Below are 17,183 nucleotides of genomic sequence, written 5' to 3'. Positions count from 1 at the left end.
CCGTTATCGTCGAAACCACCCCGTGCCGCGGGTGGTCTCGACGATAAGGGGTCCGCTCGTGCCCTTGCCCGTCTGATGCGCTAGCCGCCCAGCGCTGTCAGAACCGCTTTGATCTGCTTGAATTGTTCAGCGCGGAACAGGTCGGCCCACACCAGATTGAAGACGCGGAACCCGGCGTTGAGCAGTCTCATGTGCCGCTCGTGGTTGGCCGCACTGGCTCGATCCGGACCATCTGCGCTCAGGTAGTATTTGCCGACGCCGTGGAATTCGACGATGACGTCCAGGTCCTCATGCCGGAAATCTTTGCGAGCGATCCACCTGCCAGCGGAGTCACACGTATCGACCTGAGGGACCATTCCGGTGATGCCGAAGCGATAGAATTTCACCGCGCACAAGGACTCCCCCGCCGACTCGTGCCTGGCATCGGCGAGTTCGAACGCCAGGCGCGCATCCCGGCAGCCTCGCCGACCGGCGACGATCTCGGCCGCCAGTTCATCCGCCGAGGCATCGCCCCGTCGGAGTGCCGCCGAGATGATCGGAACCGAGGTCTCCAGCGGGTAGTCGTATGCGATGTCAAGCAGAGTCCGGCGGATCGTCATCACCGGCAGGTCACCGACGACAGTTCGCTCTTCATCGGGAACCTCACGATCGCGGATGATGAGAGTCGGCCTGTCCTTGCTGATTCCACGTCTGATCACCTCGGCGCTCTCCGCCTCAGGAAACGGCGGGTCGAGACCATGGATGATCGCCGCCGATACATGCGAGAAGACCGTCTTCTCCGGGAGTTCACTAGCATGTGCGCGAATCAGGATCTTGAGCGACTCGGTTCGGTCGCGGATGTCGCCGTAGCTCAACGGGTAGGGTGTCTTCGCCGCCCGGTGGATGTCATGAAGCGGACCGTGCGTGTCTTTCTCGCAGGAACGTCGCAGCACGAACTGACCGCGCTTGACCTTCTCCAGGCAGCAGTCCAAGGCACCGACGATGTCCCCGTCGGAGTACCCGAGAACGTGAAGCTCATTCGCACTGAACACTGTCACCACACAACAATTATGCACATCAAACTGCATCTCACACAAGCAAACAGCATGGTCTGGTTGTGGACCGCCCAGCTTCTCGCATCCCTGCCAAACACTGAGCAGACCCTTTTCCGGCGAGACCACTGTGTGCGCCCTCTGTGTCAGGCTGTCTTGTGACAGTTATCTGACAATACTGGTGGGGAGAGAAGTCTGTTATGTCTTTTGAAGTTCCGTCCCGTTCCTCGAGCCGAGGGCATTTCACCACGGCCCAGAAACTCGAGATCCTGGACGAATATGACAAATGTATCGAGATGGGTTCGAAAGCCCAGTTGGCTCGGACTGTCGGGGTCAATCCCAGAACGATTTATCAGTGGTTCGTGGACAGAGAGAATGGTTGCCTGACCTCGCGATCGGATCGGTTGAATGGCAATCCCAGTGACAACAAGCTCAAAGCCGCTGAGAAGAAGCAACTCACACAGCTCCAGGCCGAGAACGAAGCGTTGAAGGCCAAACTGGCCAAGTCTGAAGCTGCGGTCGATATCTTGGGAAAAGCGTCCGCGCTCTTGGAAGCGATGTCCAAGAGCGCGACCGCGACAGACCCGACGCTGCCCGAGGTCGAGGCGACCAGGCCGGACTGGATGAACCCGCCACAGTAAAGGCAATCGGGTTCAGGTTCATCGGCGATCTGATCAGGGCCGGCTGGTCGATCACGGCTGCCTGCGAGTTGATGGGTGTGCATCGTACGAGTTGGTACCGTCACCAGAATCCGGCGGTCCCGGCCGGGGTGCAGGTGCCGCAGAAAGAACGCGACTACCCGAGTCGGATCACCACCGCCGAGGCCGATGCGTTCATGGCGCTGTTGAACTCTGAAGACTATGAGAACCTGTCTGTCACCCAGGCGTATTGGCGGATGCTCGATGCCGGGCAGGTGCCCTTCTCCGCGTCGACGGCTCACCGAGTGGTGGCCGCACACGGGCAGAACGGAGACCGTCGCGCCCAGCGCCGTGGTAACCAGCCCAAACGGCCTAAGCCGGTCCACGCTGCCTGCGCACCGAACCAACTGTGGAGTTGGGACATCACGATGCTGCGCGGTCCCGGCAAGGTCATCTATCGTCTCTATGCCATCATGGACGTTTTCTCTCGCAAGATCGTTGGCCACCGGGTCGAGACTTCCGAGAAATCCGTCCATGCTCAGACCATGATCGATCAGGCTGTGGCAACTAACCAGCAGTGCCCGACCGTGCTACACGCCGATAACGGGGCTCCCATGCGCGCGGCAACGACTGTCCAGTTCGCTCAGTCGCTGGGGATCAAGCTGTCCTTTTCCCGGCCCAGAGTGTCGAATGACAACGCGTTTAGTGAGTCGACGTTCAAGACCATCAAGTACCACTTGGACTTTCCCATCCGGTTCGAATCCATCGATCATGCTCGTGACTACATGGCCGGGTTCATTGCTGACTATAACGCGAACCACCGCCACAGCGGCCTGAATTATTACACTCCCGACGATGTCCATCACGGACGTACCGAGCTTGTCCGGGCCCGTCGCCAAGCCACTCTGGACGCCCGTCACTGCGCGCATCCGGAACGATTCCACACCAGCCCCATAGCCGCTGGCCCACCGACCCACGCCGGCATCAATAGCCCAGAAAACACCGAGCTGTCACAAACAGCTTGAAATATACCGCGCACACAGTGGCCTCGACGCTCCGGCGTTGTCGCGGCAGAGGCCTCTGATGCAGACCCGTTGTTCGCCGCAGCTGGGGGCTCAGCTCTCGACGACCGAGCGGCTGCTGGGATTGGGGGAGCCGCCTCGGCGCAGGAAGATCGCGACGGAGATGACGATGAGCCCGGCCAGGCACAGTCCGACGCCGACCCAGGCCGGCGCCCGGTAGCCCAGGCCCGCGGTGATGACGATGCCGCCGAGCCAGGCGCCGATGGCATTGGCGAGGTTGAACGCCGCGTGGTTCATCGCCGCCGACAGGCTCGGGGCGTCCTGGGATTCGCGGAACAGGCGCATCTGCAGGGCCGTGGTGATCATCGAACCCGAGACGCCGATGAGGAAGAGGGCGATGATCGCGATCGCCGCGATGTGGGTGAAGGCTCCGAACGCGGCCAGGACGAGGGCCGAGAGGATCATGCCGCCGGTGGCCGAGCGCTCGATGGACTTGTCGACCAGGGGACCGGCGATGAGCGAGCCGGCGGTCATGCCCAGTCCGTAGACGGCCAGCACCCAGGGGATGGCGACGGACGGGACCGAGGCGATCTCGGTCATGGTCGGGGTGATGTAGGTGTAGACGGCGAACATGCCGCCGAACCCGACGGACCCGGCCAGGAGGGTGAGGATGATCTGCGCGCGACCGAGCGCCTTGATCTCGCCGCGGGCCGAGGGCACTTCGCCGAGCTTCACCCGGGGCACGCCGACGGCGACCATGATGACGGTGAGCACGCCGAGGGCGGCGACGAGGGCATAGGCGCTGCGCCAGCCGAACATGTTGCCCAGCGCCGCGGCGAAGGGCACGCCGAAGATGTTCGCGATCGTCAGACCCAGCATCACCCGCGACATGGCGCGCCCGCGTCGGCCCACCGGCACGAGCGAGGCGGCGACCACGGCACCGATGCCCAGATAGGCGCCGTGGGGCAGTCCGGAGGCGAACCGGGCGATGTTGAACAGGGCCGCAGTCGGGGCGAGCATCGAGACGAGGTTGCCCAGGGCGAACAGGCCCATGAGGCACAGGAGCAGCAGTTTGCGATCCATGTGCGCCGCGATCGTCGTGATCAGGGGCGCGCCGATGACGACGCCGATGGCGTAGAAGGACACCGCGTGGCCGGCCTGGGGCACGGTGATGCCGAGCTCCTCGGCGATCATCGGCAGCAGACCCATGGTCGCGAATTCGGTCACCCCGATGCCGAAGGCACCGATCGCCAGGGCGAAGACGGCGAATTTGTAGACTCCGCGAGAGACCGGGGCTTCGCTCATAGGACTCCTTCGGAGACGGTGGGAACACGACCGCACCAGCCTATTGCCGATTTCGGCTCGTCGACAGTTGAGATGGCCCAATGTGACGATTCGAACAGGGCCCCGTGCCGGGTAGGGCTCAGGGGGAGCGGGTCACTCCTCCGCCTCGTCCACCTCCGCCAGGGCCTGAGCGGCCACGGAGAACGCGGTGTTCGCGCTCGGCACCGAGCAGTAGATGGCCGATTGGAGGAGCACTTCCTTGATCTCGTCACGGCTCAGCCCGTTGCGCAGGGCCGCCTTGACGTGCATGGCGAGTTCGGCCTCGTGGCCGCCGGCGACCATGGCCGTGAGCGTGATGGCCGAACGCATGCGCCGGTCGAGGCCCGGACGGGTCCAGATCTCACCCCAGGCATAGCGGGTGATGAGGTCCTGGAAGTCGGAGGTGAACTCGTCGACCTTCGCATTCGCCCGGTCGACGTGGGCATCGGACAGGACCTGGCGGCGCACGGACATGCCGGCCTCGCGCACCTCGTCCCGACTGGCCTCACGCGGGCCCGAGGCCGTGGGCAGCGCGACTGCCGGTGCGGACTCGCCGCTGACAGCGCCGCTTCCGCCGGCACCGCCGCCGAGTCCCTTCCCACGGAGGAAGTCGTCCAGCAGCCCGGCGGTCACGGCCGGGGCCTCGGCCGGAACGAGGTGGGCCGCACCCTCGATGACCTCGAGCAGGGCACCGGGGACCTCGCCGGCGATCTCGGCGAGCTTCGTCGCAGGCGTCGGCTGGTCCTCGGATCCGGCGACGGCCAGCAGCGGCAGGGAGATCTCGGGCAGACGACGGCGGACGTCGAACTCGGCCAGCGCGTAGCACAGGGCCGCATAGGAGAACCGGTCGGCGTCCTGCAGCGAGTGCAGCAGTGCCGCCGAAGCCTCGGGTTCACGGTCCATGAAGCCCACACCGAACCACCGCTGGGCCGAGCCGATGATCTGCGTGGGCGTGCCCGATGTCGCCACGGTCTGCGCCCGCTCCTCCCAGGCCGAGGCCTCACCGATCTTCGCCGCCGTGCAGAAGACGGCGACCCGACCGAAGCTCTCGGGGTGATCGAGGGCCAGCTGCAGGGCGATCGCCCCACCGATCGAATCACCGGCGAGGTCGACGGGAGTTCCCGGGGCGGCCGCATCGGGCAGGACCCTGTCGAGGGTGGACAGCACCGCCTCGGCGAGCTCGCGCACCGTCATCCTCGGCGCGACCGTGCTGCCTGCGGGCACGTCGATGGGACCCGACCGGCCGTGTCCGGGAAGATCGATGCCGATGACCGTCGATTCCGGGCTCAGCTGAGCAAGCTCGGTGGCGGTCTGCTGCCACAGGGCACCGACCGAGGTGCCCAGGGAGGGAAGGACGACGAGGACCCGGGCCTCACTGGTCGGGGTCGTCGGTGCGGCGAGAACGGATGCGGTCAGCTCCATGGATGTCACTTTCTCTGTGGGGATCAGTCGAAGGGCGGCAGGTCGATCTCCTGCGGCCCGGACTGGTCGATGGTGGCCAGGATGTTCCGGCGGATGTCCTCGGCCTCGCCGAGGTAGCGTTCGGGGGTGAAGAAGTCCTCGATGCCGTCTTCGTCGCCGACAGCCTCCCGCAGTGCGGCCACGGGGTCGGTGCCGTCGGCGACGATGGCGGCGAGTTCGTCCTTCGACAGTCGGTCGCCGTAGACGATGGCCAGCTTCTCGCTGAAGAGTCCGGGACCGGCGGCGTCGAGGTTCGCGCGCATGGCCTCGGCATCGACCTTGAGACCGGCGATCATCTCATCGAGGATGATCAGCGACGAGATCGCCAGGGTCATCAGTTCGGACAGGGCCGGCCATTCGGCGTGCCAGGCCCCGTCGGAGCGTTCCTCGACCGCCTCGGCGGCGGCCGTGGTCAGGGTCGACAGTGCCCCGGGAACCCGCATTCCGTTGCGGTGGAGCAGCACCGCCGAGGTGGGGTTCGACTTGTGCGGCATCGCCGAGGACCCGCCGGTCGAGGCCAGGGACAGCTCCCCGACCTCGGGGCGGACGCCGACGAGGACGTCGCGGGCGATCGAGGCCCCGACCGTCACGCACTGGGCCAGGTGGGACCCCCAGGTCAGGACCCGGACCCGGTCGGTGTGCCAGGGCACGGGGATCTGCGTCAGCGCCGCATCGGGGCCGACCATCTGCATGTGGAACTCGCGCAGCAGGGAGTCCGTCGACTCCCCGGCGAACCAGCGGATCGCCGCCCGGGTGCCGGCGGCGCCTCCGACCTGCACATAGTCGACGAAGGGGGCCAGGGTCTGGACCTCGATGACCTCGGCGGCCCAGGCCGCGGCCTTGAGCCCGAAGGTCGTCGGCAGCGCCGGCTGGGTCAGCGTGCGGGCCAGGCACAGAGTCTGCGCATGGGCTTCGGACAGCTCGACGAGAGAGGCGCCGATGACCTCGAGGCGGGCCTGCATCTGCCGGACGACCCGGGAGACGAGCAGTCCGATCGCGGTGTCGATGACGTCCTGGCTGGTCAGCCCCCGGTGCAGGCAGCGTGAGGCCTCCGGGCTCAGCCGGGTGCGGACGAGGCCGAGGAACGGGATGACGGGGTTGCCTCCCGCCTCGGCGCTCTCTCCCAGGGCCTGGAGTTCGGCGTGATCGGCCGTCAGCGACCTGATGGTCGCATCGATGGCCGCGGCGACCTCGGTGCGCACCTCCGACGACACCAGCCCCACCCGTGCCTGGGCGATGATCCAGGCCGTCTCGACCTGGCCGATCGCGGTGATGAGCGCGTCGTCATCGATGGCTTCGGCGCCGCGCAGATCGCCGGGGGCGAAGAGGAGGCGGGTGTGGGCGGTGTCGGTCATTGGTGTCAGTCCTCGTGGCCGGGGAAACGGAGGAAGGGTGTTTCCTCCTCACCCTGCAACCGTATGTCGAAACGCAGCGATCCGTCAGCCCCTCGGGTCGCGATCAGGCGATTCCTCTCCGACGGCGAGAGGGAGGACAGCAGCGGATCGGCGGCCAGGCCCTCCGTGTCCTCGGGCAGGTAGATCCGGGTGAAGAGGCGGTTGAGCAGGCCCCGGGCGAAGATCACGACGCTGATGAAGGCCGCCTTGCCCGCCTCGGTGGGGCCGGGGTCGACGGTGGAGAAGCTGTACTCGCCCTCGGGGTCGACCGCGGCGCGCCCGAAACCGGTGAAGGTGAAGCCGTTGCGGCGCAGCGATCCCGTTTCCCGGGCCACGGTGCCGTTCTCATCCGGCTGCCAGATCTCGAGGATGGCATCGGGGACCGGATCGCCGGCCCCGTCGAAGACGGTTCCGGTCAGCTGGACGGCGCGAGCCGAACCGGGTGGGACGAGCTCATTGTCATGGTCATAGGGCAGGGCGTAGCCGTAGAACGGTCCGACGGTCTGTCCGGGCGTCGGCGTCAGATCCGGGGTCGCGGTGAGATCAGTCATCGTCCTCTTCTTCCATCCAGGTCCGGTTGGCTCCGGTGAGCACGATGTCCCAGTTGTAGCCCATGAGGAACTCGTGCTCGGTGATGCTGTGGTCATAGGTCGCGACGAGGCGGTCGCGCGTCTTCTGATCGGTGATCGACTGGTAGATCGGGTCGAGCGCGAACAGCGGGTCACCCGGGAAGTACATCTGGGTGATCATGCGCTGGGTGAACTCGGATCCGAAGAGCGAGAAGTGGATATGGGCCGGCCGCCATGCATTGTGGTGGTTCTTCCACGGGTACGGGCCCGGCTTGATCGTGGTGAATGAGTACGAGCCGTCATCGCCGGTCAGGGTGCGTCCGACACCGGTGAAATTCGGGTCGATCGGGGCCGGGTGCTGGTCGCGCTTGTGGATGTAGCGGCCGGCGGAGTTCGCCTGCCAGATCTCGACGAGCTGGTTGCGCACCGGCCGGCCCTGGCCGTCGAGGACCCGCCCGGTGACGCGGATGCGCTCGCCGATGGGTTCGCCGTCGGCCTGGATGGTCAGGTCCGATTCGAGGGTGCCGATGTCACGGTGTCCGAAGGCCGGGGAGAAGAGCTCGATGGTCTCGGGATCGGCGTGGCGAGGGTCCTTCGTCGGGTGCCGCAGGATCGAGGACCGGTAGGGCCGGTAGTCCAGCCGCGGCTGGGTCTCCGGCTTCTTCCCGCCTTCCACGTCCTTTCTGTAGGCGGATTCGATGTCTGCGATCTCCTTCGACAGCGTCGCCTGGGACTCAGCGGCGTCATCGGGGCCTTTGGCGGTGTCCGAGGTCTGCTGTGGACTCATCGTCGAACCTTTCTTCGTCGGTTGGAATCACTGTGGGGAGCGAATGGGGTCAGCCGTTGGGCCATCCGGTGTAGCACTCGGCCAGGTAGCGTCGACCGTGCTCGGAATCGAGGATGGAATGGAGCTCGCCGAGGCTGCGCTTCGTCTCGAACGCATCCTGACCGGGGTCGGCGTGGAGCATCCGGGTCATCTGGTAGGAGAAGTTCTGGGCCTTCCACACACGTTTGGTTGCGGTCTGCGAATACCCGGCCAGAGCCTCGGTGTCGGAGTCCCTGAGCGCGCTGATCAGGGCCGGGGCGAGCACGGAGACGTCGGCGAAGGCGAGGTTGAGGCCCTTGGCCCCGGTGGGCGGGACCGTGTGGGCGCTGTCGCCGGCGAGGAACAGCGAACCGTGCTGCATCGGCTCGGTCACGGCCGAACGGAACGGCAGCACCGTCTTGTCGGTGATCGTCCCGGTCCTGAGTTCGAAGCCGTCGGGGCCGGCGACCCGGGATTGGAGTTCGGTCCAGATCCGATCATCGGACCAGTCGGTCACATCGGTGTCCGGGGAGGTCTGGAAGTACATGCGCTGGACGGTGTCGCTGCGCTGGGAGATGAGCGCGAATCCGCGTTCGGAGCGAGAGTAGATGAGCACCTCGTGGCTGGGCGGGGCCTCGCAGAGGATGCCGAACCACGCGAAGGGGTACTCGTGGAAGTACCGCTGCCGGGTGGTCTCGGGGATCATCGCCCGGCAGGGTCCGCGGGAGCCGTCGGAGCCGACGACGTACCGGGCGCTGATGCGAAGCTCCTCGCCGTCGACGGTGGTGGCCGCCACCCAGGGCCGTTCGCTTTCGATATCGCCGAGGCGGGTGTCGGACACCGAGTAGTGGATCGGCTGCCCGGTGCGCTCGCGGGCGGCGGCGAGGTCGACGAAGATCTCGTTCTGAGGGTAGAGCCAGACGGATTCGCCGACGAGTTCGGGGAAGTCGAAGGGGTGGGAGGTCCCGTCGACGCGGATGTTGATCCCGTCATGACGGTGGCCTGCGGTGTGGACGCGGGATTCGACCCCTGCGGCCTCGAGCATGCGCACCGATCCCGCTTCGAGGATCCCCGCACGGTGGGTGTGGGCGATGTCGTCGCGGCTGCGGTTGTCGATGACGACCGAGTCGATGCCCGCATTGTGCAGCAGGTGAGCGAGCATGAGTCCCGCGGGGCCCGCACCGACGATCGCGACGTCTGTCTGAAGTTCTGGCACTCCGGCCTCCTTGCCTGTTTAGTCCTCCTCAGTGTGCGCCCAGTCACGCGGGCGAGGCGATCTCGTTCTCAATGAATGGGAGGCAGGCGGGCACGGCAGAGGCGCCGACGGAATCCGTCGGCGCCTTCCATATGCCGGATCCGGCCGACTCAGTCGGCCGTCTCAGCTCACGGAGCCGGGTTGATCACCCGTCCCCAGGTGGACTTGTTGCCCCAGATGTTCTGGCGCAGGCCCTCGAGCTGGAGGATCTGCGAGTGGTCGACGAACAGGTTGCATTCGTTTCCGTAGTTCTTGATGTACCACTCGAAGACGGGCCCGTCGGCGGCTTCGAACATGACGTTCTCCAGGCCGAGACCGTTGATGATCGAGGCGGCGGCCGCCGTGTTCCATTCATCGACGTTCTCCGTGATGCCCTCGGACTCGATCATGATGATCGAGGCTCCGGCATTCAGCGCCCGCTGGCCGCGATCGACGAGGTCGCCGATGTCCTTCGCGGACTCGGCCGCCAGTTCGGCCTCTCCGGAGTCTCCGCCGGAGCCGATCTGGATGCCGAGTTCGGGCTTGGCCTTGAGACCGGCCTTGACGACCTTCTCGACGAGGCGCTCGAGACCCGAGGTCGGCAGCATGATGAAGCCGGTCGAGATCTCGATGACGTCGAACCCGACCTCTTTGGCCTCCTTGAGGTACTGATCGACCGCGTCATCGCCGTAGCGCAGGACCGTTTCGATCCATCCGCCCGAGGACACGTACGCGCCGTTGTCATGGGCGATGTCGCTGAAGGCCTTCACCTGTTCGGCCGGGACGAGCGAGAACGAGCCACCCGCCCATTTGATGCCGTCGACCCACTGCCCGGCGACGTCGAAGACGTCCTGCAGGTGCCGGGTGCCGAAGGTCGAATAGTAGGGGGCGCGGATCTCGGTCATCCCGAGGGTGCGGGGCTTGGCCGGCCGGTGGGCACGGGGAACGAAGTTCATGGACACATCGAAATCGATGGCGTTCGACATGGTATTTCCTTTCTTCGATGCCGGCTGACTGCCGGCGGGGTGCCGGGTTTCTCCGGCTGGGTGACGCAGCCTCAGCTGCGAGTCTGGGGGACGCGGGCGAGGACCTCGGTGAGTTCGCGGACCCGATGGTGCTCGAGATCGTGGACGAGCTCGGCGATCTCATCGCGCAGCTCCGCCTCGGCGAAGGGGGAGGTCAGCGCGTCGAACTTCCGCCTGGCACCGGCCCAATCGAGGGGATTGGTGACGAACCCCTCGTAGTCTTCGGTGCTCGCATGGAACCGCGTGCCGTCGTCGAGGGTGACGACGAGATCGGCGCACATGTGGTCGGGGAAGCGATCGCTGAACTCGTCCGACGGTGTGATCGTCACCTTGTGCATGAGGTCCTGCACGTCCTCTGCGGTGATCCGATCGGGGTCGTACTGCTCGGGATTGAGCTGCCCGTCGAGGAGGACGACGGCAACCATCCACGGCAGCGAGTGGTCGGCCTCCTCCTTGGTCCGGATTGTGCGCTTATCGCCCTCTTCGCCGCCGCCGATGATCGAATAGGCGACGTCGAAGGTTCTCAGTTCCACGCCGGCGATGGCATCGGCGCGGAAGCCGTCCTGGCCCCTGATCTCCTGGGCGGCGTCGAGGGCGGACTGGGAGTGGATCTCGGCATTGTGCTTCTTGATGATCGTGTCGGTGACTTTCTCGAGGTCCTCGGCCGACCAGTCGAGCTCGAAGTCCCCGGCCAGAGCCTTGAAGCCCTTGTTGCCTTCGAAGACCTCGGCCGGGCCGGTGATGCCGTGGGCGGCCAGCAGTGCCGCGAAGACGCCTTCCTTCGACACGTGCGGATAGGCCAGCCCCTTCCAGTGGCTGAGGTCACCGGTGCGCGTGACGCGCAGGGCGACGTTCGCGGTCCCGGCCATGGCGGCGGCGTTCGCGATCTGCTCGGGACCCAACCCCAGGGCCTTCGCCGAGGCGGCCCCGGCTGCGAAGGCCCCCTGCGTCGTGTGGTCGAAGCCGAGGTCCCTGACGGGAGCGACATCGGACAGGCGCGCGTGGATCTGGTAGGCCACGGCGAAGGCCGTGAGGAAGTCGGCCCCCGAGGCATCGGCCCGCTCGGCCGCGGCGAGGACCGCGCCCATGTTGTCCGAGGGATGATTCGTCTCGCCCTTGGCCAGGTAGGCATCCATGAAGTCGAGATACCGGCTCAGGGCCGAGTTGAAGAACGCCGCGTGATCGGGGCTGGCCTGGCCGCCGCCGATGAGGGTGGCTCCGCCTCCGGCATCGAGGCCCTCGATCAGTGCCCGAATCTCCTTGAGCGGCTGTGCGTCGAGAGCTCCGATGGCGACGCCGATCGTGTCGAGGACGCGGATCTTGAGCTGCTCGAGCGCGGTGTCGCTGAGCATGTCCAGCGAGGCCTGATCGACGAACTGTGCGAGTGACTGCACCTCTGTCAGTGCGGGATTCCTAGTCATCCTGACCCCTCCTCATTAGGTAAGGTATACCTAAATTATGTCCCCGGACTATCTTGACGTCAAGATACTTTTGAGGAGATGTGCATCACATCGCGCCACGGCGACCCACTGCGCTGTCGCGTATGACCGGATGTGACGGGCCGGCGTTGACTCGATGTTGATTGTTGAGCAAAATGGACTGCTGTTGCTCGTCTTGCACTCCCATCATCCAAAGGAAGCAGCTCAATGATCATCACTGGCCTCGTCGTCGGATTGGTTCTCGGATTCGTGTTCCAGCGCGGTCGATTCTGCGTCACCGGAGCGTTCCGCGACCTCACGCTGACGGGGAACACGCGCTGGTTCTCCGCCCTCATCGTCCTCATCGCCGTCCACTCGATCGGTCTGTTCCTGCTCAACAACACCGGAGTCATCACTCTCGAGGCGGAACCGTTCCCGTGGCTGGCCGCGATCGTCGGCGGGCTGATCTTCGGCGCCGCGATGGTCCTGGCCGGAGGCTGCGCCACCGGCACCTACTACCGGGCCGGCGAAGGACTCGTGGGCAGCTGGCTCGCGCTGATCTTCTACGCCCTCTTCTCGGCGTTCATGAAGCTGGGCCCGGCCGCCGGCTTCACCGAGGGCATCCGCTCGATCACTCTGGACAACGGCAGTCTGCAGGCGAGCACGGGGCTGAGTCCGTGGGTCTTCGTCGTCCTCATCTCGGCCATCGCCGTCTGGCTGACAGTCCACCACGCGCGCAAGCTCAAGACCCCGATGGCCGCGCTGCCGCCCCGGAAGCGCGGACTGGCCCATCTGCTCACGGAGAAGCGCTGGAATCCCTTCGCCACGGCCGTGGTCATCGGCATCATCGCCACGATCGCCTGGCCCCTGTCGGCGGCCACGGGGCGCAACTCCGGGCTGGGCATCACCACCCCCTCGGCGAACCTCACCGGATACCTGGCCACCGGCGACACCGAGCTCATCGACTGGGGCGTCATGCTCGTCCTCGGCATCCTCATCGGCTCGTTCATCGCGGCCAAGGCCTCCGGGGAGTTCCGGATCCGCGTGCCCGATCAGGCCACGATCATCAAATCGATCTTCGGCGGCATCGGCATGGGCGTCGGCGCGGCCATCGCCGGCGGTTGCACCGTCGGCAATGCCATGGTCTCGACCGCCCAGTTCGAATACCAGGGCTGGGTCTCGATGGTCTTCATGATCGCCGGCGCCGGAATCGCCGCCAAGGCCACCATCAAACCCACGACGTCGCAGGCGGCAGTGCCCGCGGCAGAAAGCAGGACAGTATGAAACAGGTACTCGAAACCGACGGCCAGGTCTGCCCCTTCCCCCTCGTCGAGGCCAAGGAGGCCATGACCGGCCTGACCGACGGCGATGAACTCGTCATCAACTTCGACTGCACTCAGGCCACCGAGGCGATCCCGCAGTGGGCCGCCGAGAACGGCTATCCGGTCACCCACTTCGATCGGGTCACCGACGCGAGTTGGACGATCACGGTCCAGAAGGCCTGACTCACAGCCGCACGATCGTCTCCGCGCCATTCGCCACGGTCAGCCGCATGATCGTGTTCTGCTCGATCAGGCTCCAGCCTCTGTGCTCGAGTCCCGAGGAGGACACGATCGTGGCACCGTTGGCGAAGCGCTGCCAGCTCATCCGGTAGTAGTGATCATGATGGTCCGGCGGCAGCGGGCCCTGCAGATAGGGCACCTCGGTGCCGGCCGTGGCGTGGACGACGATCATCTCCTCGGGAGTGAGCACGAGGAGGTTGATGCCCGGGTGGTCGAAGTCCGCCCGCAGCATCCTCACCGTGCCGGTGACCGCGTCGAGCAGAGGCTCGCCATGGCGGGCCCGGCGCAGAACGAGCGCGAAGACGATCGCCGAATCGGTCGTGCCGCCGATCTGATCGGCCTCCGCGGCACTGACGAACTCGCGCAGCCGCTGGACCGGACGCACCGAGCCGTTGTGCGCCAGCGCGATGCCTTCGGCGAGGAACGGGTGCGTGTTCTCCTCACGGTCATTCAGCCCCGTCGTGGCCATCCGCAGATGGCAGATCCGCGCTTCTGTTCTCTGGGCATCCAGTGCCCGGGTCAGCCGCGGATCGTCGGCACCCTCGCCGGGCGTGCGGAACCGGGTGACCTCCTCGGCGCCGGGATCGATCCACGCCGTGCCCCAACCGTCATCGTGGACGCTGCCCATCGCCTGCCACTGACGGCAGTCATCGACACCGATGAGATCCGCGGCCGTGGTCGGGGTGGGAGAGATGAAACCGAGCAGTCTGCACATGTCCGTCTGCCTCCTTCGCGCTGCCTCCAGGCTACGCCCGGTGTGCAACGCCGCGGAGTCTGTTTAGACTCGAGACATGAAGATCACGGTTCTCGAAGGCGATATCACCGAGGTTTCCGTCGACGCCATCGTCAATGCCGCCAATTCGTCTCTGCTCGGAGGCGGCGGGGTCGACGGGGCCATCCACCGCGCGGCCGGTCCCGCACTGCTCGAGGCCTGTCGCGAGGTCAGGCAGACGACTCATGTGCGGGGCCTGCCGCCGGGCCAGGCCTTGGCCACGACCGCCGGCGACCTCGACGCCACGTGGGTCATCCACACGGTCGGTCCGAACCGGCACGCGGGAGAGGCCGATCCGGAGCTCCTCGAATCCTGCTTCGAATCGAGCCTCAACCTCGCCGAGGAGGTCGGAGCCACCTCGATCGCGTTCCCCGCCATCGGTGGGGGAGTCTACGGCTGGTCGGCCAGGGACGTCGCCGAGGCGGCCCACAGCGTCATCGTCGAAGGACGCGGGCGCGGACGCTGGGAATCGATCGCGGAGGTCCAGTTCGTCCTCTTCAGCGAGCAGATGACCAGCGTGTTCTGCCAGGTCTTCGACCACGATCAGTGGTGAGTGAGGTCGCCTTGACGGCCCGTAGCACCGTCCCAAGGTCTCTGATCACACGGTGAATCACTGCCGACGACATCGTCGCGCACCCGGAGTGACGGACTCAGGTGGCCGAGCGACGGATGCTCCTTAAGAGCTTGGCCGTCACGGCCGCGATGGCACAGCCTGCGGCGATGAGCAGCGGCACCCCGGAGACGATCGACTCGACGACGAGTTCGGGGCCGGTCTGCAGGAGCGGACCGACGACCTTGACGAAGAGGAAACCGAGGATTGCGATGAAGAGGAAGAATGCCGCTCTCTTGCCGAGGCGGACCGGCAGGCTCTTCGGGTAGTCAGGGACTCTGGTAGTGCTCATCGTCGATCACCTTCGGCATCGTCAACGGTCCAAGCCGTTTGGACTCTGCTTCGAGGCTACTCCTCGAGGCAGAGTGTGCTCTGGGCGTTGGAAGGACGTTCGATGTGAGACGGCACCGGTCAGCGAGCGGACGAACCGCCCGGACGCACCAGACCGGTTTCGTAGGCGAGGACGACGAGGGCGGAGCGATCGCGAGCGTCGAGGCGGGTGAGCAGTCGGCTGACATAGGTGCGTGCCGTGGCCGGGCTGAGGAACAGCTCGGCGGCGATCTCGGCATTGGTCAGGCCCCGGCCGATGCAGCTGAGCACTTCGACCTCCCTTTCGCTCAGCCCCTCGAGCACGCCGGCGTCGAGGTCGGCAGTGCGGCCGTCGGCCACGGCGCGCATCACCGCGGCGGTGATCGACGGTGCGAGCAGGGCGTCGCCGGCGGCGACCGTGCGGATCGCTGTGCGCAGATCGACGGGGGAGACGTCCTTGAGCAGGTAGCCGGCGGCCCCGGCCCGGATCGCCGAATAGACGTTCTCGTCCTCGTCGAAGGTCGTGAGCACGAGGACTCGCACCCCGTCAAGAGCGGGATCGGTCACGATCGCCCGCGTCGCCTCGATGCCGTCCATGACGGGCATGCGGATGTCCATGAGCACGACATCGGGGCGCAGCTGGCGCACATGGGACAGACCGGCTCGGCCATCGGCGGCCTCGGCGATGACGGTGATGTCCTCATCGCGCTCGGCCAAGGGCCGCAGGCCGGCTCGGACCAGTTCCTGGTCGTCGACGATGATGATGCGAATCGGTGCGTTCGGGCTCATGTGCTCTCCCCTCCATCAGCGGGCGAACCCGCGGGCAGCCGGGCGCGGACGGCGAATCCGCGCTCGCCGGGACCGGCCGCGAAGTCGCCGCCCAGAAAGTCCACGCGCTCGCGCATTCCCCGGATCCCCGCCCCTTCCGCCGGGTCGTGGGCGAGCCCGGTGCCGTCATCGGCGATGTCGAGGACGAGCCCGGTCTCGTCGAGGCCGATGGCGATGGCCACATGCCTCGCCGTCGAGTGGCGGAGCACATTGGTCATCGACTCCTGCACGATTCGGAACGCCACGGCATCGACATCACGTGGCAGCCGGGCCGCATCGACGTCGACCTCCGCGCTCACCTCGAGACCCGCCGCTCGGGCGGACTCGGTCACCCGTTCGAGCGAGGCCAGACCCAGCACCGCAGCGGGAGCCGGTGTGTCCGGCGATTCGTCGCGGAGGACCTTGACCGTGCCCCGCAGCTCACGCAGCGCCTCCGAGGTGGCTGTGCGCACCCGTTCGAGGGCGGCCGCCGCCTCCTCCGGGTCGCGTGCCTCGGCGGCCACCGAGGTGTGCAGCGCCGCCACGGACAGGGTGTGACCGATCGTGTCGTGGAGGTCGCGGGCGATCCGCATCCGCTGGGACTGCATGCGTGAGGCCGCGGCTCGGGCCTGTTCCGCGGCGGTGAGCGCGGCGATGTGAGCGGCCTGGGCGCGCGTATGCCGGACCAGTCGGACCACGGATCCGAGCGCGATCGCCGCGGCGGCCAGGGCCAGTTCGGTGATGAATCCGTAGCCGGTGAGGTGGGCGCGGGGGTCGAGGTCGTCGAAGCGGAAGAAGGAGGACACGGCCACGAGGACGGCGGCGCCGACGACGGCCCAGGAGGTGCGACGCAGCTCGGCGGTCGAGTAGAGGGCGCCGACGGCCGGCAGCACCATGCCGATCGGCGGCAGGTCGAGGGCGTAATAGGCGAAGATGCCGAGGACGGTGACCGTGAGCACGATGATGGGCAGGTGCCGGCGCAGAAGCATCAGCGCCCCGAATCCGGCGGCCCAGACGAGGCCGGGAAACGGTGAGGTCTGCGACGAGTCCGCGGCGATGACCAAGGCGATGACCAGTGTCATCGCCACCGCCAGGGAAACGTCGACGAGTCGGGAGTCGAGCTGCTCACGCGTGCGCGCCGCCCCGCCCGTCTCTCCTGCATCGTCGATGGTCATGGGTCCAGAATACGGAGCTTCGAACACC

The 17,183-nt window shown here is 66.5% G+C and carries 18 protein-coding genes and 1 pseudogene; 5 read left to right on the top strand and 14 right to left on the bottom strand.

The window, feature by feature from the left end:
- Positions 1-80: 80 nt before the first annotated feature.
- Positions 81-1,067 carry a hypothetical protein gene (locus ACQE2J_RS16350; RefSeq protein ID WP_426937526.1) on the bottom strand — a complete coding sequence of 329 codons (987 nt, stop codon included), beginning with the start codon at positions 1,065-1,067 and terminating at the stop codon, positions 81-83.
- A 164-nt stretch (positions 1,068-1,231) separates the two neighbouring features.
- On the opposite strand from ACQE2J_RS16350, the gene ACQE2J_RS16345 reads away from it, so the two are divergent.
- Positions 1,232-1,672, top strand: a complete 441-nt coding sequence (locus ACQE2J_RS16345) for a transposase (RefSeq protein ID WP_426936642.1) — start codon at positions 1,232-1,234, stop codon at positions 1,670-1,672.
- On the top strand, positions 1,651-2,694 hold the full coding sequence (locus tag ACQE2J_RS16340) for an IS3 family transposase (RefSeq protein ID WP_426937525.1): 1,044 nt from the start codon (positions 1,651-1,653) through the stop codon (positions 2,692-2,694). Before ACQE2J_RS16345 ends, ACQE2J_RS16340 begins: the two co-directional genes overlap by 22 nt.
- 90 nt (positions 2,695-2,784) lie before the next feature.
- Here the strand turns inward: ACQE2J_RS16340 and ACQE2J_RS16335 are convergent, their stop codons facing one another.
- The 9 genes and pseudogenes from ACQE2J_RS16335 to ACQE2J_RS16295 form a co-directional block, all read right to left on the bottom strand.
- Positions 2,785-3,996 carry an MFS transporter gene (locus ACQE2J_RS16335; RefSeq protein ID WP_426936641.1) on the bottom strand — a complete coding sequence of 404 codons (1,212 nt, stop codon included), beginning with the start codon at positions 3,994-3,996 and terminating at the stop codon, positions 2,785-2,787.
- Positions 3,997-4,128: 132 nt separating this feature from the next.
- Positions 4,129-4,545: a 4-carboxymuconolactone decarboxylase gene (gene pcaC, locus ACQE2J_RS16330; RefSeq protein ID WP_426937524.1), complete on the bottom strand. Its 417-nt coding sequence runs from the start codon at positions 4,543-4,545 to the stop codon at positions 4,129-4,131.
- A gap of 105 nt (positions 4,546-4,650) precedes the next feature.
- Positions 4,651-5,436, bottom strand: a pseudogene (locus tag ACQE2J_RS16325) (alpha/beta fold hydrolase); the annotation flags it as partial.
- A 23-nt stretch (positions 5,437-5,459) separates the two neighbouring features.
- Entirely contained in the window at positions 5,460-6,830 is a 1,371-nt protein-coding gene (locus ACQE2J_RS16320) for a lyase family protein (protein ID WP_426936640.1), read from the bottom strand.
- Between the two features lie 5 nt (positions 6,831-6,835).
- The gene (gene pcaG / locus ACQE2J_RS16315) at positions 6,836-7,420 is read right to left on the bottom strand and encodes a protocatechuate 3,4-dioxygenase subunit alpha (protein ID WP_426936639.1); all 585 of its coding nucleotides are present in this window, start codon (positions 7,418-7,420) and stop codon (positions 6,836-6,838) included.
- Positions 7,413-8,225 (bottom strand): protocatechuate 3,4-dioxygenase subunit beta, encoded by an 813-nt coding sequence (gene pcaH / locus ACQE2J_RS16310; protein ID WP_426936638.1) that lies wholly within the window; start codon positions 8,223-8,225, stop codon positions 7,413-7,415. The genes pcaG and pcaH overlap by 8 nt, the downstream gene beginning before the upstream one ends.
- A 49-nt stretch (positions 8,226-8,274) precedes the next feature.
- Positions 8,275-9,459 carry a 4-hydroxybenzoate 3-monooxygenase gene (locus ACQE2J_RS16305; protein ID WP_426936637.1) on the bottom strand — a complete coding sequence of 395 codons (1,185 nt, stop codon included), beginning with the start codon at positions 9,457-9,459 and terminating at the stop codon, positions 8,275-8,277.
- A 167-nt stretch (positions 9,460-9,626) separates the two neighbouring features.
- Positions 9,627-10,463, bottom strand: coding sequence for a phosphosulfolactate synthase (locus ACQE2J_RS16300; RefSeq protein ID WP_426936636.1), 837 nt, complete (start codon positions 10,461-10,463; stop codon positions 9,627-9,629).
- 71 nt (positions 10,464-10,534) lie between these two features.
- Positions 10,535-11,923 carry an MmgE/PrpD family protein gene (locus tag ACQE2J_RS16295; protein ID WP_426936635.1) on the bottom strand — a complete coding sequence of 463 codons (1,389 nt, stop codon included), beginning with the start codon at positions 11,921-11,923 and terminating at the stop codon, positions 10,535-10,537.
- 225 nt (positions 11,924-12,148) lie between these two features.
- Between ACQE2J_RS16295 and ACQE2J_RS16290 the strand changes: the two genes are divergently transcribed.
- On the top strand, positions 12,149-13,204 hold the full coding sequence (locus tag ACQE2J_RS16290) for a YeeE/YedE family protein (protein WP_426936634.1): 1,056 nt from the start codon (positions 12,149-12,151) through the stop codon (positions 13,202-13,204).
- Positions 13,201-13,425 (top strand): sulfurtransferase TusA family protein, encoded by a 225-nt coding sequence (locus ACQE2J_RS16285; protein ID WP_426936633.1) that lies wholly within the window; start codon positions 13,201-13,203, stop codon positions 13,423-13,425. The genes ACQE2J_RS16290 and ACQE2J_RS16285 overlap by 4 nt, the downstream gene beginning before the upstream one ends.
- 1 nt (position 13,426) lies before the next feature.
- Here ACQE2J_RS16285 and ACQE2J_RS16280 read toward each other — a convergent pair whose 3' ends face one another.
- The gene (locus ACQE2J_RS16280) at positions 13,427-14,197 is read right to left on the bottom strand and encodes a class II glutamine amidotransferase (protein WP_426936632.1); all 771 of its coding nucleotides are present in this window, start codon (positions 14,195-14,197) and stop codon (positions 13,427-13,429) included.
- A 76-nt stretch (positions 14,198-14,273) separates the two neighbouring features.
- Between ACQE2J_RS16280 and ACQE2J_RS16275 the strand changes: the two genes are divergently transcribed.
- On the top strand, positions 14,274-14,807 hold the full coding sequence (locus ACQE2J_RS16275) for an O-acetyl-ADP-ribose deacetylase (protein WP_426936631.1): 534 nt from the start codon (positions 14,274-14,276) through the stop codon (positions 14,805-14,807).
- A gap of 97 nt (positions 14,808-14,904) precedes the next feature.
- On the opposite strand, the gene ACQE2J_RS16270 is transcribed toward ACQE2J_RS16275, so the two are convergent.
- The 3 genes from ACQE2J_RS16270 to ACQE2J_RS16260 form a co-directional block, all read right to left on the bottom strand.
- Entirely contained in the window at positions 14,905-15,156 is a 252-nt protein-coding gene (locus tag ACQE2J_RS16270) for a hypothetical protein (RefSeq protein ID WP_426936630.1), read from the bottom strand.
- Positions 15,157-15,275: 119 nt separating this feature from the next.
- On the bottom strand, positions 15,276-15,962 hold the full coding sequence (locus tag ACQE2J_RS16265) for a response regulator (RefSeq protein WP_426936629.1): 687 nt from the start codon (positions 15,960-15,962) through the stop codon (positions 15,276-15,278).
- Positions 15,959-17,155 carry a sensor histidine kinase gene (locus ACQE2J_RS16260; RefSeq protein WP_426936628.1) on the bottom strand — a complete coding sequence of 399 codons (1,197 nt, stop codon included), beginning with the start codon at positions 17,153-17,155 and terminating at the stop codon, positions 15,959-15,961. Before ACQE2J_RS16260 ends, ACQE2J_RS16265 begins: the two co-directional genes overlap by 4 nt.
- Positions 17,156-17,183: the final 28 nt, after the last annotated feature.

This window comes from Brevibacterium sp. LE-L (assembly GCF_050214925.1).
GTDB lineage: Bacteria > Actinomycetota > Actinomycetes > Actinomycetales > Brevibacteriaceae > Brevibacterium.
The sequence above is the reverse complement of the archived record's forward strand: the minus strand, read 5'-3'. Positions and strand labels throughout refer to the sequence as shown.

Coding starts and splice junctions, on each gene's coding strand:
- ACQE2J_RS16350 (WP_426937526.1), bottom strand. CDS start 1,067: ATGCAGTTTGATGTGCATAATTGTTGTGTGGTGACAGTGTTCAGTGCG.
- ACQE2J_RS16345 (WP_426936642.1), top strand. CDS start 1,232: ATGTCTTTTGAAGTTCCGTCCCGTTCCTCGAGCCGAGGGCATTTCACC.
- ACQE2J_RS16335 (WP_426936641.1), bottom strand. CDS start 3,996: ATGAGCGAAGCCCCGGTCTCTCGCGGAGTCTACAAATTCGCCGTCTTC.
- ACQE2J_RS16320 (WP_426936640.1), bottom strand. CDS start 6,830: ATGACCGACACCGCCCACACCCGCCTCCTCTTCGCCCCCGGCGATCTG.
- pcaG (WP_426936639.1), bottom strand. CDS start 7,420: ATGACTGATCTCACCGCGACCCCGGATCTGACGCCGACGCCCGGACAG.
- pcaH (WP_426936638.1), bottom strand. CDS start 8,225: ATGAGTCCACAGCAGACCTCGGACACCGCCAAAGGCCCCGATGACGCC.
- ACQE2J_RS16300 (WP_426936636.1), bottom strand. CDS start 10,463: ATGTCGAACGCCATCGATTTCGATGTGTCCATGAACTTCGTTCCCCGT.
- ACQE2J_RS16295 (WP_426936635.1), bottom strand. CDS start 11,923: ATGACTAGGAATCCCGCACTGACAGAGGTGCAGTCACTCGCACAGTTC.
- ACQE2J_RS16290 (WP_426936634.1), top strand. CDS start 12,149: ATGATCATCACTGGCCTCGTCGTCGGATTGGTTCTCGGATTCGTGTTC.
- ACQE2J_RS16285 (WP_426936633.1), top strand. CDS start 13,201: ATGAAACAGGTACTCGAAACCGACGGCCAGGTCTGCCCCTTCCCCCTC.
- ACQE2J_RS16280 (WP_426936632.1), bottom strand. CDS start 14,197: ATGTGCAGACTGCTCGGTTTCATCTCTCCCACCCCGACCACGGCCGCG.
- ACQE2J_RS16275 (WP_426936631.1), top strand. CDS start 14,274: ATGAAGATCACGGTTCTCGAAGGCGATATCACCGAGGTTTCCGTCGAC.
- ACQE2J_RS16270 (WP_426936630.1), bottom strand. CDS start 15,156: ATGAGCACTACCAGAGTCCCTGACTACCCGAAGAGCCTGCCGGTCCGC.
- ACQE2J_RS16265 (WP_426936629.1), bottom strand. CDS start 15,962: ATGAGCCCGAACGCACCGATTCGCATCATCATCGTCGACGACCAGGAA.
- ACQE2J_RS16260 (WP_426936628.1), bottom strand. CDS start 17,155: ATGACCATCGACGATGCAGGAGAGACGGGCGGGGCGGCGCGCACGCGT.